Here is a 13,817-nt window from a genome sequence, read left to right on the forward strand (position 1 = left end):
CATGATACCGGGGTGACACTGTACTTGGAGAACTTATGGTGAATAATTCAGGTTATTATATTGCTTTTGTGCACGATAAATCGCAAAGCAGAGTTGATCGTCTAATCGAACCGCTTTTTCTGTCATAGCAAAGCCTCCTGATCATGGTTCATGTATAGCTATATTTTACACAATTTTATCGTCAGCACAATTAACTTGACTAAATTTTAATGGTGTCCAAATAAACGTGAGAAAAAGCCGCCTTTTTTCTGCTGATTTGCATCAGTTAGGGCAGTGGCAACCTGATCATGGTAGGTATTATCAGGTGTGGTATCAGCAGTCGTGTCCGTAGCCGGTACGGCTTTTGGATCGTCAGAGGTTTCCGCTTTGGCAGCAGCTGGTGTCGCTGGCGTTTCAGCTTGTTTTTGATTTTCAAGCGCTTTAACCAATTGTTCATACTTATCGTTGGTCTCAGCCAATTGGGCCTGCATTTTTTTGATTTGATCAACCACATCATTATTTTGATCAGATAGTTGTTTCAGCGTGTATAAAATCGGCGCTAAACTATCATTACCAGCGACCTGTTGGGTGCCATGGGCAGCAACGACTGCTTGGGTGGCATTGGCCTTATCGGTTGCCGTTTCTGGTGCTGGTTCGTCGGCTGGTTGTTCTTCTTTGACGATTTGTTGATCGAACACTTCACGGATCGCATCATTTAAGGTTTTGTTATGTTCCTTTTTAATGGCATTGACTTGTTTCAGATCGGCAATGTTTTGAGCGCTATACAAGCGCCCGTTATTTTGGTCACGATGGAAGAAGTCGGCGCGTTGCGTTACTTTTTCAACAAGGCCTGAATAGGCCCGTAATGTTTGGGGACTGATACCCAGCTGATCAGCCGTTTGTCTAGGTGTTTGGTATTCTTCACCTTGAACATTTTTCATCATGCAAAACTCCTTTTATTCTGAATCACGTTTCAAGCGCGCTTGAAACGACGCTGAACCTATTATAGCGAATTTAAACGCCGCTGTCAGGTCGCACAGCAAAATAGTTGTGTTGTGTTTTTAGTTGTGTACAATATAAGTAGTGGCAGATAATGGCATTTGGTGAAAGGATGTGGCATGGATGTATTTAAAAATCACAACTGCGGCACAAAAACGAATTCAAGCAAAATTAGGAACAGGTCAGCGTTTAATTTTAGATTTTGATGATGGGGTCGGGCCTTTTTCACCAGTTGGCGCTTGCTCGCTGAACTTAGGCTATCGCTTGATCGTGGTGCCAGAAAGCTTTGACACCACAACTGATTATCGCGATACGGTTGATTCTGACCTTGGTCCAATTGCAATCAAACCTTATAGTGAAACTTATTTAGCGGATCAAATGAAACTTGATTTAAATGAACAACGTGGTGTACTGACTTTGACCAGTGAGCAAGGCTTGTTAACCGGGCGCGTTGATATTTTAGTCCCTGATCTCACGCAAAAATAGCACGTCAAAAAAGCCTCGACATTTTCGAGGCTTTTTTAGCGGTCATTATTCCTTGGCGGCTGTGACGATCGTCTTAATGTAGCCGTTAGTATCAGCCAACGTTGCACCGGATACCACGTCTGTCATTTTGCTATGTGCATTTTCGTCACTTTCAATTTGACTCACCGTTTTGCCGGCGGTGTAGTTGGTAATGGCCTTGATAGAAGTCGAGCGCTTTTGAGTTGCCTTAGCTTCTTTTTTCATATTCGCAGAGTAGGCTTTGTCGTTCACGGTTTTAGAGGCCAGCACTTGCCCTTTAGGGTAGCTTTTACCAAAATCACTGTTGCTGTTTGGCACGCCTTTAAAATCCTTTTTAGCCACAAATTGGAATTCATCAATGTTGGCTGCTAAGATCTTGTTGCCTGCCATGGCCACTGTGGTAATCGCAAACGCCTTGGTCCCATGAGGGGCGCCTAAGGTCTGCTTCAAGACGATATTGTCGCTATCCGACGCAACGCCTTTGGAAACGTAGCCCTTTTTAGCCGCGTTGGCAATTGATCGAACGTAGCCATTGGTGTCGACTAAGGTTGCACCAGAAATGACCTTCTTTTGCATGTTACTGTTCTTTTTGGCGGTTGCCAATAATTGTTTGGCCGTTTTACCTTTGGCGTAATCTTGAATGGCAGTTAAGGAATCCAAGCGGTCTTTGGTGGCCTTGCCTTCTTTTTTCATCAGATTACTGTAAATGGTGTCGTTTTCTGCTTTTGAAACTAAAACTTGGCCTTTTTTAACGCTTTTGCCAAAATCACTGTCGCTGTTTGGCACGCCTTTGATGCCTTTGGTTGTTTTATCCATAAACTGAAATTCATCGATTTTTGCCGCTAAGATCTTGTTACCGCGCATGGCAACCGTTGTAACGGCAAATGCTTGTTTCCCATGTGGTGCACTGTCGAGTTGTTTGACCACGATCTGATCTTCACTGGCAGCCTTTGCCGGCGTTGGTACAACCAAGGCTGCACCGCCTAACGTTAACGCTGCTACCGCCACTGCAAGTTTCCCCCGAAATTGATTCACAAAGATCCCAACCTTCCTTTTTTTGGTTTTTATAAAGCGCTTACATTATGATTTTATCATGCCCCAGCGGGTTTGCATAGCGGCATTAGGTAAAATAATCACAAGTGATGGCCCGCCAAAAAGGCCGTTAGCGAAGCCAGCGACCGATAATGGTGAACCAATGTTGGAGTTGTAATTTACGTAACGTGCCTAAACCAGGAAAATGATCCAGCGCAAGGAGCTCAGTGGTGGCAGGCGTACTGGCAGCCGGATGAACAGCCAACCAAGGGGCTAGGCTAGCCCGTGCTTCGAAAAACTTTGTCCCTGGGTCTTGGAGGTCTTCATTGTTAACGGAGGTAAAATGATGCAGCCAAAGGGCGCCTGCTTTGGGGTACAACAAGTGAAAGGCGATGGCCCGTTGCGGATAGCCATGTTCATCGTAGGTATGGGTGCTTAACGGATAGTCTGCAAAACCGGCGCCAGGTAACGCGGCTTGGGGATACTGATAAAATTCATCTTGTACCCAGTAAAAATCGGCGGTGTGGTGACGCGTTGGATAGTGGTCCTCTAAATAGATGGCCTGCGGTAATTTTAAGGCCCGTACCCGTGCGGTATTTGGCACCAAAGCCAGTTGCTTGGTGGCGAGTAGTTGCACTTGTTGAAAGGTTTGCGTCAAATAAAGTGCCGCTGGTAAAGGGTCAAAATAACGTGCGCTTTGGATCGGTGCCGGCAACGGTGCCGATAAGGCATGCTTTGGTTGCGCAAGTAAGCCATACTGGCCAACTTGTGGGTTTGTCAGGACGTATAGCGGATGCTGGGCCTTGGCAAAAGCTTGGACCACACGTGGTAGCGCCGCAATGTCTTTCACAGGTTCAATCACTGGAATAATGTGCGCATCAAGGCCAATTTTGACCGCCGCCGCTAGTGCCAGCAAATCATATTGACGCCCACGGATCACCGGATAATAGTTCATTGGCCTGCCCCCAGCTTAAATGCGGCCAGTTCAGCGGTTAATGCGTCTACCTCTGCTTGTAAGGCAGCAATCGTATCATTTTGAAGCTGATCCGCAAATTGATCGTAAAGGTTGGTTGCTGGATCGTAAACCGCATAATGGTCGCTCCGCCGGTGTAATTCTTTCAGTAATTGCTCATTGCTAAACGGGGCCAGGCCGTGGGCAACGCGCTTGGCCTTTTGGACTTCGCGGTTTAGACTGGCGATGAAGCGATTGTTTAAGGCGGCTTCGTTGACTTGTAGCGCTTGGTATTGGGCGGCTTTGGCAATGGTTAGTGTGCCGGGCGTGGTCACCGGCACCGTGCTGGCAGCAATCGCCTGAGGATCAAAGGCGCGGTAAGTCAGCACCCCGATTGGTTTGGGGATTTCAGGCTTTAATTTGGGGTATAACCGGGCCGGCAAAACAAAATAGTTATAGTTGCCAATAAAGGAAAGCTTGGCTGCAGAATGAAAATCCGCCTTGGTGACTTTTAGTTCAAAACAGCGCCAAGTATGGGTGTCACCGTTTGATTCACGCACAAGCGTGTCAACGATGCCTTTGTCCTCAGGCATGGTGACTTCCTCCACCGCTGTGGCACCTTGTTCTTCCCAATAAGCGTAAAGCGTTTTTTCTAAATCTAAGGTCAACGCTGTTTTCATATGGTTACCACCTCGTCTCTCGTGTCGATTTTATTGCGCCAAAAACATCCCGTACATTTGTTCGCTTTATTTTAACATGCGACTGCTTATAAAAAAAGCCAGATTGCACGTGCAACCTGACGAGGATCTAACTAAATATCTAAATAACCAAGAATCATGGCAAACGCTAAGATCACCAAGACGGTGCTGGTGATGATCACGTATAGATGGTCATGTTCTTTAGCAAACGCGTAAATGGAGACCACCACCCGTAGAACAGGTGTGAGAATGAGACAAAATAAGCCCAGCATCATAATCGCAACGGGTTTCGCCTGCGCGACACCGGTTAAAATTGGGCCTAGGTGCGTGGGAAAGGTTTGCCCTGGATAGCCAGTGTCACCTGTGACCAAACCGATGACTAAGCCGATGATAATAATCGTTGCGGAAATCACCACGCCGATTTGTAGGATCACCCCAATGGATTTTTCAACTTGGACCATTTCGGCCTTGGTATCGTTCGATTTCTGTGCCATTTAAATGTTCACCCCGAATCCTTTTAATAACATTTGCAGGCCTGTATAAACAATGATTGGAATAAAGATAATCCGAATCCAACGTGGTTTTAAATGCTGCATTAGCCGACTGCCTAAGGTGGCCCCTACCAGGACCCCAATGGCCAACGGCGCCGCAATTTCAGGCTTGATCGAGCCATTAAAGAAATAAACGGTGGCAGAGGCTGCGGCGGTAACGCCCATCATCAAATTACTAGTGGCGCTGGAAGGCTTAAGCGGCATTTTCATAAAGGTATCCATGGCGGCAACTTTAAACGCACCACTGCCAATGCCTAACAGGCCACTTGCTAAGCCAGCCCCTAACATAATGGTAAAACCAGCTGGGATGTTTTCGACTTGATAATCGATTTTTTGTTTCAGTGCCTTGTCATAATAGCTGCTATTTAACCGCAATGTTTGTGCCATACGATCAGGTTCCGCTTGATGCAGCACCTCATTACCAGCGCGTAATTTGCGGTACATATTCCAACCTGAGAAAACTAACAGCAATCCAAAGAGAACATATAAAAAGCCCGGGTGCACAATGCCCACTAACACCGCACCGACAATGGCGCCAATGGTCGTGGCAATTTCTAAGAACATGGCCACCCGTAAATTAAGGAGTTCGTCGCGAACGTATGCAATCGTGGCACCTGAGCTTGTGGCAATCACAGCAATAATACTGGCCCCAATGGCATATTTAATATCCAGTCCAAAGCCTAAGGTTAAGACCGGGGTGACAATGATCCCGCCACCTAATCCTAAGACGGAGCCTACAATGCCGGCTAATAATCCGACGAGTAGGATAACAATAATCGTATGGAACACAAGCGGTCCCTCACTTTCAGTAAATTATTCTTTAACCATAGCAGATTCTATCGTTTGGCGCAAAAAGCGGTTGCCACCAGTTGGCTGGCGCGCCTGGTTTAAGCCGTCTTAACAAAATTCTGACAGCACCAGGCAAACCCATAGACCGTTGCCGTATTTTGCGCTAAACTGAAAGCAAATTAAAGGATGTGAGTGGTGTGTCAAAACGGTTAAAACGGATTTTGATCAATACCCTGATTGGTGTTTTATTAGTCGTCGGGTTGATTTTGATCTTTAATGAACCCATCAAAAACTGGGCCATTAAAGAAATGGGGCAGCAACGGATCGAACAAGTAACGGCCAAGCAAGTCACTAAAAACGAGAAAAAGAAAACCAATTATAATTATAAGAAGATCAAGTCACTAGGGGCTAAAGAAGTTGCCCACGCGGCCACCAATCAAGGCAATTTACCGATTATTGGTAAGTTGTCAATTCCTAGCGTGGGAATGCGGTTACCTGTGGTCAAGGGCTTGTCTAACGACGCTTTATCTGTCGGCGGCGCAACCATGAAATCTGATCAGACCATGGGCAAGGGCAACTACGCTTTAGCAGGCCACTACATGTTAAATGATGGTACGAATCTCTTTTCACCACTGGATCGCATTCGAATCGGAGATTCCATTTACCTCACCAACTTGAAAAAAGTTTACCAATATCAAGTCAATTGGAAACAGGTGGTTGACCCTACCGCCACTTATTTAGTCAACGACGTGGCAGGTAAAAAAATCGTCACGTTGATCACTTGTGCAGATGGTGGTAAAAATCGGTTAGCGGTGCGCGGAAACTTGGTCAAAGTGCAAACAGCAACGACGAAAACACTTGCTCGGTTCCAGACGAAATAAAGTGTGCTAGACTAAATGCGAAGGGAAGTCTTATGGCATGGAAGCAGAAATCACCGGATTACCAGAGCAAATTATTCAATACCAGAAAAAACATGATTTAACCGACAATGAAATGGCCTTTCAAAGTCATTTATCGGTTGAACGCTTACACGATATTAAATCAGGCGATCAGCAAGCAACAGCCGATGAGCAGCAACGATTGTTGTTACTGATCCAGGCGTAAAAAATTAGGACAGTTAGCCGTTAGCTAGCTGTCCTAATTTTTTATTGTGCTGCTTTTTTAACCGGTGTATGCCGGCTTAAAGCAGCTTGTAAAGCCTTTGCAATCAGATATTTGGTCACATCTACGCTAGGCTGCGGGTGCTTTTGGGCAATGACGTGAGTCCGGAAATTTTCTTCGGTTAGACGCATAATTTTTCCCTCCTAGGGGTTATTCTGACTGACAAACCTCATCATAAAAACGTCCCTAAGCATTTAGCTGAAGGAACGTGGGAATGATGTTCCTTATCGATCAGCGCTTTGCTGCTGGAATTAGCACCTTGCACAAGGTAGGTTGCTGTGTTCTCAACGGGCCAGTTCCCTAGAACATGCTGGATAAGACGTCTCTATTACAATTTCAGTCTAGCAAGTTTTCAGCACGGTGGCAAGCGAAAATGAAAGCGCTTTTACAAAAATGACAAATTATCATCAAACTCTCATTGTAACGATTTGATAGCCGTTACCTATAAGCTGATATTGAAAAGTGTTCTAAGGCGAAAGCCGCTAGATGATTGACACTAAAAAGGGCCGATGGTATTCTAAGAACATTCAAATATGAAAAAATTATTAGAAAACGTTGAGACGAGAAGAGTAGTTGTGACGCAGGTTACCAGCGAGTTCCAGTAGGTGGAAAGGAACGATCTGACGACAACGAAGATGATCTCCGAACGGTGTTCATGAACTTCGGTTAGTGAATAACGGTTGCGCCCGTTAGCGTTGCCACAGTTTCGTATAAACGGCACTGTGTGAGTCGATCATTGTGAAGTGGTCGAGAAAAAAGGTGGTACCGCGAAAGCAAAACTTCGTCCTTTATGTAGGACGGAGTTTTTTATTTTTGCGGTAAAAGTTGATGTTGATGAATACGAGGAGGAATGAATCATGGTAAAAAGCAGTAATATTGGGTACCCACGTTTAGGTGAAAAACGGGAATGGAAATTCTTATTGGAACATTTCTGGAGCCATAAAATTGATGAAACAGAATTTTTGGCACAAACCAAAGCCTTACGCCTCAACAGTTTGAAAAAGGAACAGGCTGCTGGCATCGATGTGATCCCAGTTGCGGATTACTCAAACTACGATCACGTGTTGGACACTGCGGTGGCCTTTGGTGTGATTCCGGAACGGTTTGGCAAATTTGATCATAAGCTTTCATTAACGGAGTATTATCAAATTCCGCGTGGTAATAAAAATGCCATTGCTGCTGAAATGACCAAATGGTTTAACACAAACTATCATTATATCGTGCCTGAACTGGATCATGCTGATTTTAAATTGTTGGATAACCGTTGGTTGACTTACTACAATGAAGCCAAAGCAGAATTAGGGATCGATGGGAAACCCGTTATCTTAGGTCCCGTTAGCTTCTTAAAGTTAGGGAAAGTTAAAGATGATTATGCTCGTGGTGCGGTTCTCGCCCAATTATTGGATCAGCTCTTGACACTTTACGTGCAGGTCTTTCAAGAACTTGCGGCTGCAGGCGTCACCTATATTCAATTAGATGAACCAACGCTGGGCACCTTAACAGACCAAGCTGAATTGGCCTTGTATCAAAAAGCCTTAAAAGTCTTAAAAGACGCAGCACCTGAGGTTAAAGTTATCGTCCAAACCTACTTCGCTGCGGTGGATGATTATGAAGCCGTTGTGGCCTTACCAGCTGATGGGTTTGGCTTGGACTTTGTGCATGACCACGGTGAAAACTTAAAAGCAGTGGTCGCACATGGTTTCCCAGCTGATAAGCTTTTAGCGGCTGGCGTGGTGGATGGCCGGAATATTTGGCGCAGTGATTTAACAGCTAAAACAGCCTTGGTCGACCAATTAAAGGCCGCTGCGCCAAACCTGTGGTTACAACCTTCAAACTCATTGTTACACGTGCCAATTACCACTCAAAATGAACATAAGTTAGCTCCTGTTATTAAAAATGGCTTGGCTTTTGCGGACGAAAAATTAGCTGAAATTGTGACCCTGACCAAACAGGCTAACGGTGACGATGTGCAAGCTGATTTAGACGCTAGCAAGGCTGCGTTGGATCAATTGAACCATTCTGAACATCGGAATAATCAAACGGTGGCTGCAGACGTTAAAGCGATTTTAGCGGCGCCAACGGAACGGCAATCCGCTTACCCACAACGGGTCATTGCACAAAAAGTCTTGAACTTACCATTATTGCCTACCACGACTATCGGCAGTTTCCCACAATCTGCGGAAGTCCGCTCACATCGTAAGGCTTGGCGTAAAGGTGATTTAAGTACTGCCGACTATCAGGCTTTCTTAGATGGTGAAACAAAACGCTGGATCAAGATCCAAGAAGACCTTGGCATCGACGTGTTGGTCCATGGTGAATTTGAACGGACGGACATGGTAGAATACTTCGGTCAAAAACTAAAGGGCTTTACCACCAGTCAAAATGGTTGGGTGCAAAGTTATGGGTCACGTGGGGTGAAACCACCATTTGTTTACGGGGATGTGCAATGGACCGAACCAATCACCGTTCGCGATACCGTTTTTGCCCAACAACAAACGGATCATTTGGTAAAAGGGATGCTGACGTCTGCTGTTACGATTATTAACTGGAGCTTTGTCCGGGATGACATTCCAAAGAACATTGTGGCCGATCAAATTGGCTTAGCCTTACGTCATGAAGTCAAAGCGCTTGAAGAGGCTGGTATTAAGATCATTCAAGTCGACGAACCCGCTTTACGCGAAGGTTTGCCATTAAAGCCTCGTTACCGTCAAGAATATTTGGATAATGCCGTCAAGGCCTTTAAGATCACAACCACTGGTGTGAAGGACGAAACCCAGATCCACACGCATATGTGCTACTCTGATTTTGAAGATATTTTACCGGCGATCAGTGCCTTAGACGCTGATGTGATCTCCATTGAATCATCACGTTCAAAAGGTGAAAGTATTAAAGCCTTTGAACAAACGAAGTACGACAAGCAGATCGGCTTAGGGGTTTATGATATTCATAGCCCACGGGTGCCATCTGTTGACGAAATTAAGCAAAACATTCACCGGGCCTTGGAAGTCATCGATGTGCATCAGTTCTGGATCAACCCAGACTGTGGCTTAAAGACCCGTAAAGAACCTGAAACCATCGCTGCATTAGAGAATATGCTTGATGCACGCAATCAAGTGGTGGCTGAATTAGGGGTTAAAAACAAGTAGGATTTAAAAGAACGCAAAACCAGATTTGGTTTTGCGTTCTTTTTATTGACCATCATTTTGTTGGGCAAAGTTCAAGTAGCCAACATAAAGTTTGAATAAATCGGTGAGTTGGTGAGGGTCAAGTCCGGATTCTGTTTTTAATCTTTCAAGGCGGTAGTGCAAGGTGTTGCGGTGGATATGGAGCATTGCGGCGGTTTGATTGATATTTTGGTTATTTTCAATAAAGGCGACTAAGGTGTCAATCAGTTCACGGCCCATTTCTGACTGGTTCAGCCGCTTAAAAGCCGTTATAACATCGTCCACCGGTAGCTGATGTTGCAATAAGGCGTCAATAAAGGCCACATCCTGGTAGTAAGCGTAATGTTTGGCCTTGAATAAGCGATCGATGGTCAACGTTCGAACGGCTTCGGCAATTGAAATACCAATACGGGTGGTGGGCCGGACGATCCCAATTTGAAATTGGTGCGTTGTGGCTAGTTTGATCCAACGCTGAATGGTCGTATCATGTGTCGTTAAAATTACAGTGATGTTATCGGAAATAACGATCGTATGGTCGTCAGCGTCCATGGGAATGGTTGTGGTATTGAAGTCTTGAATGGCGACAGCACTGCGCTTTTTCAGAACATCAATTTGTAATGCCTGGGCATCTAAAATCAAGGCGGTGTGCTGGTGAATATCATCTTTGACTTGGGCCCATTGATATAAAAACTGATTCAACTGGTTGGCTTGCTGCTTTTCCAGTTGATTCGCTTTATTTTGAGAAATTAACAATTCTGTGGCGGTTCGCAATAACGATGCGAAGGGCACCACGATTTCTGGATCACCGGTGATGCCGATCACCCCGATGACTTGACCTTCGAAAAAAACAGGCATATTGACCCCTGGCTGGCCGTTTTTGCCATAAGAAGTTGACATGGTTAAGGTTTTACGTTGTTGAATCGCGGCAACTGCCCCCACATGGCGGGTATTGATTCTTGAAGCATCACCGCTAGCGATAATATAACCCTTTTCGTTCATCATATTAATATTGTAGGGCAATTGCTGCATCATTTTATTCACAATGGATTGCGCTAATGTTTGATCTAATTTCATAAGCTTAAAAAGACTCGATTCTAAAATGTTTGTGCAAATGCTGTCAAAAACGCTTTCTTTAAAAAAGCTATTGTTAATTTTATCACAATTAACAATTTTTGAGTTGGTTATTTCAACAAAAAAGAGAACGCTTTTCTTGGGCATTTGCACAGATAAATTCGCGTTACTTTGCGGTAAACTGTATCATAGCAATATAAATGAGTCATATAGTTGATTATGACTCATATATTCACTTAAAACTGACAACCAATTGCCTAAAAAGCGACCGATCAGGCATGACGTGACCTGATTGGCTGTCTTTTATGACCAGCGCTGCCCGTTTCTTGTGAATCATTATTCTTATAAAGGGGTCGATTGTTGTGTCTGGAAATGTTGTCGTATCGTGGTGGGCAGCGCTGATCGGGTTAGCGCTTGCGATTATTTTGATTTTAAAGAAATTGAATCCGGTTTATTCGCTATTATTAGGGGCGATTGTTGGGGCCCTGATCGGTGGCGCCAATTTGTTACAAACGGTTAATATTTTAAGCGCTGGTTTACAAAGTGTGGTTGGTACTATTTTACGGGTACTGGCGGCTGGGATGTTAGCCGGTGTCATGATGGAATCGGGATCGGCTGAAACGTTGGCGCGTACCATTGTGGCCAAGCTGGGAGATCGGCTTGCTATTTTTGCGTTAGCCTTAGCCACAATGGTGATCACAGCCGTTGGGGTCTTTATTCCGGTAGCCGTTTTGATCGTGGCACCGATTGCCTTAGAAGCTGGCAAGCGGATGCATATTTCGAAACTGGCATTGTTAGTGGCACTTTCTGGTGGCGGGAAAGCCGGCAACATTATTTCACCCAATCCCAATACGATTGCGGCGGCTAAAGGGTTTAATGTCGAATTAAGCCAAGTGATGGTTGCAGACTTTATTCCAGCTTTATTTGGCCTGGCCATGACAGTGTTGTTAGCCACGTTATTACGCAATAAAGGGTCAGAAGTGTTGGACAAAGATTTGGAAAATATCGCCGCAGATGCAGTCGATGCCGCAAACCTGCCTAGTTTGAAAAGTTCATTGGTGACTCCTGTGATCGCCATTGTCTTATTATTGTTAAATCCAATTGGTTCTGTATTACACATTGCGGTTTTAACCAAATTAAACTTAGATGCCATGTATGTCTTACCGATTGCAGCGATTATCGGTGCTTTGGCCATGAAGCAAGGGCATAAGTTGCGGCAATATGCAGATGCCGGAATGAAGCGGATGACAGACGTGGTGCTGATTTTATTAGGGGCCGGTGCTATCGGTGGTTTGATCACCAGTTCAAGCTTGCCAGAGCAAGTGATTACTTTGATCAAAGCCGCTCATGTCTCTGGGACCTTGTTAGCACCTGTTGCCGGGGTCTTAATGGCAGCAGCGTCTGCTTCAACCTCAACCGGGGTTATTTTGGCCACGGGTTCCTTTAGTAAAGCAATCTTAGGCTTTGGTGTCGCTCCATTAGCAGCTGCGGCTATGGTGCATACAGGTGGCATCGTCATCGACCAATTACCACATGGGAATTACTTCCACGTGACCGCCAATGCCATGAACATGGAAATTGGTGAACGGTCACAAGGTATTTTATACGAAATGTTAGTCGGTTTAACGTGCTGCGTCGTCGCAACGATTATGTACGGCTTTATGGGTTTGTAAGATAAGGGGTGTTTTTCTTGAAAATTGTAATTGCACCAGACTCATTTAAAGGGGATATGACCGCCAAAGAAGCTGCGGCAGCCATTGAAGCTGGGGTCAAACAAGCAGTGCCAGATGCAGACTGTGTCAAAGTCCCAATGGCAGACGGTGGTGAAGGAACGGTTCAATCGTTGGTCGATGCCACCAACGGCCGCTTGATCACAGAAACGGTGACAGGGCCTTTAAACACGCCGGTTCAAGCCGCTTATGGGTTATTAGGCGATGGCACCACGGCCGTGATTGAAATGTCGGCGGCGAGTGGCATTCAATACATTGATCACACCACCGCCAATCCACTGATCACAACCACTTATGGCACCGGTGAATTGATTCGTGCCGCTTTGGATCAAGGGGTTCAAAAAATCATTTTAGGCATCGGCGGCAGCGCCACCAATGATGGTGGTGCTGGTATGGCCCAGGCCATTGGGGCACACTTACGCGATGCGACGCAACACGAGTTACCGTTTGGCGGCGGGGCATTAGGCCAGTTAGCAACAATCGATTGTTCCGAAATCGACCCGCGAATTGCGCAAACTGAATTTCTCATTGCATCTGATGTGACCAATCCGTTAGTCGGTCCAACTGGGGCATCGGCGGTGTTCGGCCCACAAAAGGGGGCAACACCGGCTATGGTTCAGGAACTGGATACAGATCTGGCGCACTATGCAGCTGTTTTGAAGCAAACATTAGGTTATGATTTAGCCGCCCAACCTGGCGCAGGCGCTGCGGGTGGCTTAGGCGCTGGTTTATTAGCCTTTACACCGGCTGAAATGCAACGTGGGATCGATATTGTGGTGCAATATGCCGGCCTCAAAGAAAAGGCAGCCGGCGCTGATCTGGTGATCACAGGTGAAGGGGGCATCGATTTTCAAACGAAATTCGGTAAAACCCCATACGGTGTGGCCAAGGCGACTAAAAGCGTTGCACCGCATGCACCCGTTGTGGTGGTTGCTGGCAATGTTGGTAAAGGGGTTGAAACCTTGTATCAAGCAGATGCCATTGATGCGATCTTTGCCATTGTCCCAGGAGTTGAGACCTTGAAAGAGGCTTTGGCTAACGGTCCTCAAAACTTACAACGCACGACTGAAAATATTATGCGCTTGGTCAAACAATTTCAATTTTAAAGCAGTGGAAGTCCTAAAGAATAGGGCTTCTTTTCTACCATTAGTCAAGAGAAAGTTGCTACATTGGGCTTTCTCTTTTTG

Annotated in this window: 14 protein-coding genes, 1 riboswitch and 1 other annotated feature; of the genes, 6 read left to right on the plus strand and 8 right to left on the minus strand. The window is 45.5% G+C overall.

Going from position 1 to position 13,817, the window contains the following annotated elements; all coding sequences use genetic code 11:
- Positions 1-206 precede the first annotated feature (206 nt).
- A complete protein-coding gene (locus FC07_RS09250) occupies positions 207-920 on the minus strand; it encodes a MerR family transcriptional regulator (protein WP_155797875.1) in 714 nt (237 codons plus the stop codon).
- A 181-nt stretch (positions 921-1,101) separates the two neighbouring features.
- Here FC07_RS09250 and FC07_RS09255 point away from each other — a divergent pair, with 181 nt between their 5' ends.
- Positions 1,102-1,464, plus strand: coding sequence for an iron-sulfur cluster biosynthesis family protein (locus tag FC07_RS09255; protein WP_057904822.1), 363 nt, complete (start codon positions 1,102-1,104; stop codon positions 1,462-1,464).
- A 45-nt stretch (positions 1,465-1,509) separates the two neighbouring features.
- Here the strand turns inward: FC07_RS09255 and FC07_RS09260 are convergent, their stop codons facing one another.
- The 5 genes from FC07_RS09260 to FC07_RS09280 all read right to left on the minus strand — a co-directional run bounded on the left by FC07_RS09260 (position 1,510) and on the right by FC07_RS09280 (position 5,504).
- The gene (locus tag FC07_RS09260) at positions 1,510-2,517 is read right to left on the minus strand and encodes a hypothetical protein (protein ID WP_057904823.1); all 1,008 of its coding nucleotides are present in this window, start codon (positions 2,515-2,517) and stop codon (positions 1,510-1,512) included.
- Between the two features lie 127 nt (positions 2,518-2,644).
- A complete protein-coding gene (locus tag FC07_RS09265; RefSeq protein ID WP_057904824.1) occupies positions 2,645-3,469 on the minus strand; it encodes a sce7725 family protein in 825 nt (274 codons plus the stop codon).
- On the minus strand, positions 3,466-4,146 hold the full coding sequence (locus tag FC07_RS09270) for a hypothetical protein (protein WP_057904825.1): 681 nt from the start codon (positions 4,144-4,146) through the stop codon (positions 3,466-3,468). The genes FC07_RS09265 and FC07_RS09270 overlap by 4 nt, the downstream gene beginning before the upstream one ends.
- A gap of 131 nt (positions 4,147-4,277) precedes the next feature.
- Positions 4,278-4,658, minus strand: coding sequence for a DUF1634 domain-containing protein (locus FC07_RS09275; RefSeq protein WP_057904826.1), 381 nt, complete (start codon positions 4,656-4,658; stop codon positions 4,278-4,280).
- On the minus strand, positions 4,659-5,504 hold the full coding sequence (locus FC07_RS09280; RefSeq protein ID WP_057904827.1) for a sulfite exporter TauE/SafE family protein: 846 nt from the start codon (positions 5,502-5,504) through the stop codon (positions 4,659-4,661).
- A 197-nt stretch (positions 5,505-5,701) separates the two neighbouring features.
- Here FC07_RS09280 and FC07_RS09285 point away from each other — a divergent pair, with 197 nt between their 5' ends.
- Together FC07_RS09285 and FC07_RS09290 are read left to right on the plus strand one after the other, a co-directional pair.
- Entirely contained in the window at positions 5,702-6,385 is a 684-nt protein-coding gene (locus tag FC07_RS09285; protein ID WP_057904833.1) for a class A sortase, read from the plus strand.
- A 37-nt stretch (positions 6,386-6,422) separates the two neighbouring features.
- Complete coding sequence (locus FC07_RS09290) at positions 6,423-6,608, plus strand: LBP_cg2779 family protein (RefSeq protein WP_057904828.1); 186 nt, start codon at positions 6,423-6,425, stop codon at positions 6,606-6,608.
- Positions 6,609-6,649: 41 nt separating this feature from the next.
- On the opposite strand, the gene FC07_RS15890 is transcribed toward FC07_RS09290, so the two are convergent.
- Complete coding sequence (locus FC07_RS15890; RefSeq protein WP_155797808.1) at positions 6,650-6,796, minus strand: hypothetical protein; 147 nt, start codon at positions 6,794-6,796, stop codon at positions 6,650-6,652.
- Positions 6,797-6,886: 90 nt separating this feature from the next.
- Positions 6,887-6,986, minus strand: a riboswitch (SAM riboswitch).
- Between the two features lie 227 nt (positions 6,987-7,213).
- Positions 7,214-7,457, plus strand: a binding site (T-box leader).
- Between the two features lie 65 nt (positions 7,458-7,522).
- Here FC07_RS15890 and metE point away from each other — a divergent pair.
- Complete coding sequence (gene metE, locus FC07_RS09295; protein ID WP_057904829.1) at positions 7,523-9,811, plus strand: 5-methyltetrahydropteroyltriglutamate--homocysteine S-methyltransferase; 2,289 nt, start codon at positions 7,523-7,525, stop codon at positions 9,809-9,811.
- A 42-nt stretch (positions 9,812-9,853) separates the two neighbouring features.
- Here the strand turns inward: metE and FC07_RS09300 are convergent, their stop codons facing one another.
- Positions 9,854-10,903: a CdaR family transcriptional regulator gene (locus FC07_RS09300; RefSeq protein WP_057904830.1), complete on the minus strand. Its 1,050-nt coding sequence runs from the start codon at positions 10,901-10,903 to the stop codon at positions 9,854-9,856.
- A gap of 359 nt (positions 10,904-11,262) precedes the next feature.
- Here FC07_RS09300 and FC07_RS09305 point away from each other — a divergent pair, with 359 nt between their 5' ends.
- Positions 11,263-12,573 carry a GntP family permease gene (locus FC07_RS09305; protein WP_057904831.1) on the plus strand — a complete coding sequence of 437 codons (1,311 nt, stop codon included), beginning with the start codon at positions 11,263-11,265 and terminating at the stop codon, positions 12,571-12,573.
- A gap of 17 nt (positions 12,574-12,590) precedes the next feature.
- On the plus strand, positions 12,591-13,736 hold the full coding sequence (locus FC07_RS09310) for a glycerate kinase family protein (RefSeq protein ID WP_057904832.1): 1,146 nt from the start codon (positions 12,591-12,593) through the stop codon (positions 13,734-13,736).
- Positions 13,737-13,817 lie beyond the last annotated feature (81 nt).

This window comes from Loigolactobacillus bifermentans DSM 20003, from assembly GCF_001434575.1.
Lineage (GTDB): Bacteria > Bacillota > Bacilli > Lactobacillales > Lactobacillaceae > Loigolactobacillus > Loigolactobacillus bifermentans.

What these genes read in the sequence shown, in the direction of transcription:
- FC07_RS09275 (WP_057904826.1), bottom strand. Translation starts at nt 4,658, where the DNA reads ATGGCACAGAAATCGAACGATACCAAGGCCGAAATGGTCCAAGTTGAA.
- FC07_RS09300 (WP_057904830.1), bottom strand. Translation starts at nt 10,903, where the DNA reads ATGAAATTAGATCAAACATTAGCGCAATCCATTGTGAATAAAATGATG.
- FC07_RS09265 (WP_057904824.1), bottom strand. Translation starts at nt 3,469, where the DNA reads ATGAACTATTATCCGGTGATCCGTGGGCGTCAATATGATTTGCTGGCA.
- FC07_RS09250 (WP_155797875.1), bottom strand. Translation starts at nt 920, where the DNA reads ATGAAAAATGTTCAAGGTGAAGAATACCAAACACCTAGACAAACGGCT.
- FC07_RS09255 (WP_057904822.1), top strand. Translation starts at nt 1,102, where the DNA reads ATGTATTTAAAAATCACAACTGCGGCACAAAAACGAATTCAAGCAAAA.
- FC07_RS09270 (WP_057904825.1), bottom strand. Translation starts at nt 4,146, where the DNA reads ATGAAAACAGCGTTGACCTTAGATTTAGAAAAAACGCTTTACGCTTAT.
- FC07_RS15890 (WP_155797808.1), bottom strand. Translation starts at nt 6,796, where the DNA reads ATGCGTCTAACCGAAGAAAATTTCCGGACTCACGTCATTGCCCAAAAG.
- FC07_RS09290 (WP_057904828.1), top strand. Translation starts at nt 6,423, where the DNA reads ATGGAAGCAGAAATCACCGGATTACCAGAGCAAATTATTCAATACCAG.
- metE (WP_057904829.1), top strand. Translation starts at nt 7,523, where the DNA reads ATGGTAAAAAGCAGTAATATTGGGTACCCACGTTTAGGTGAAAAACGG.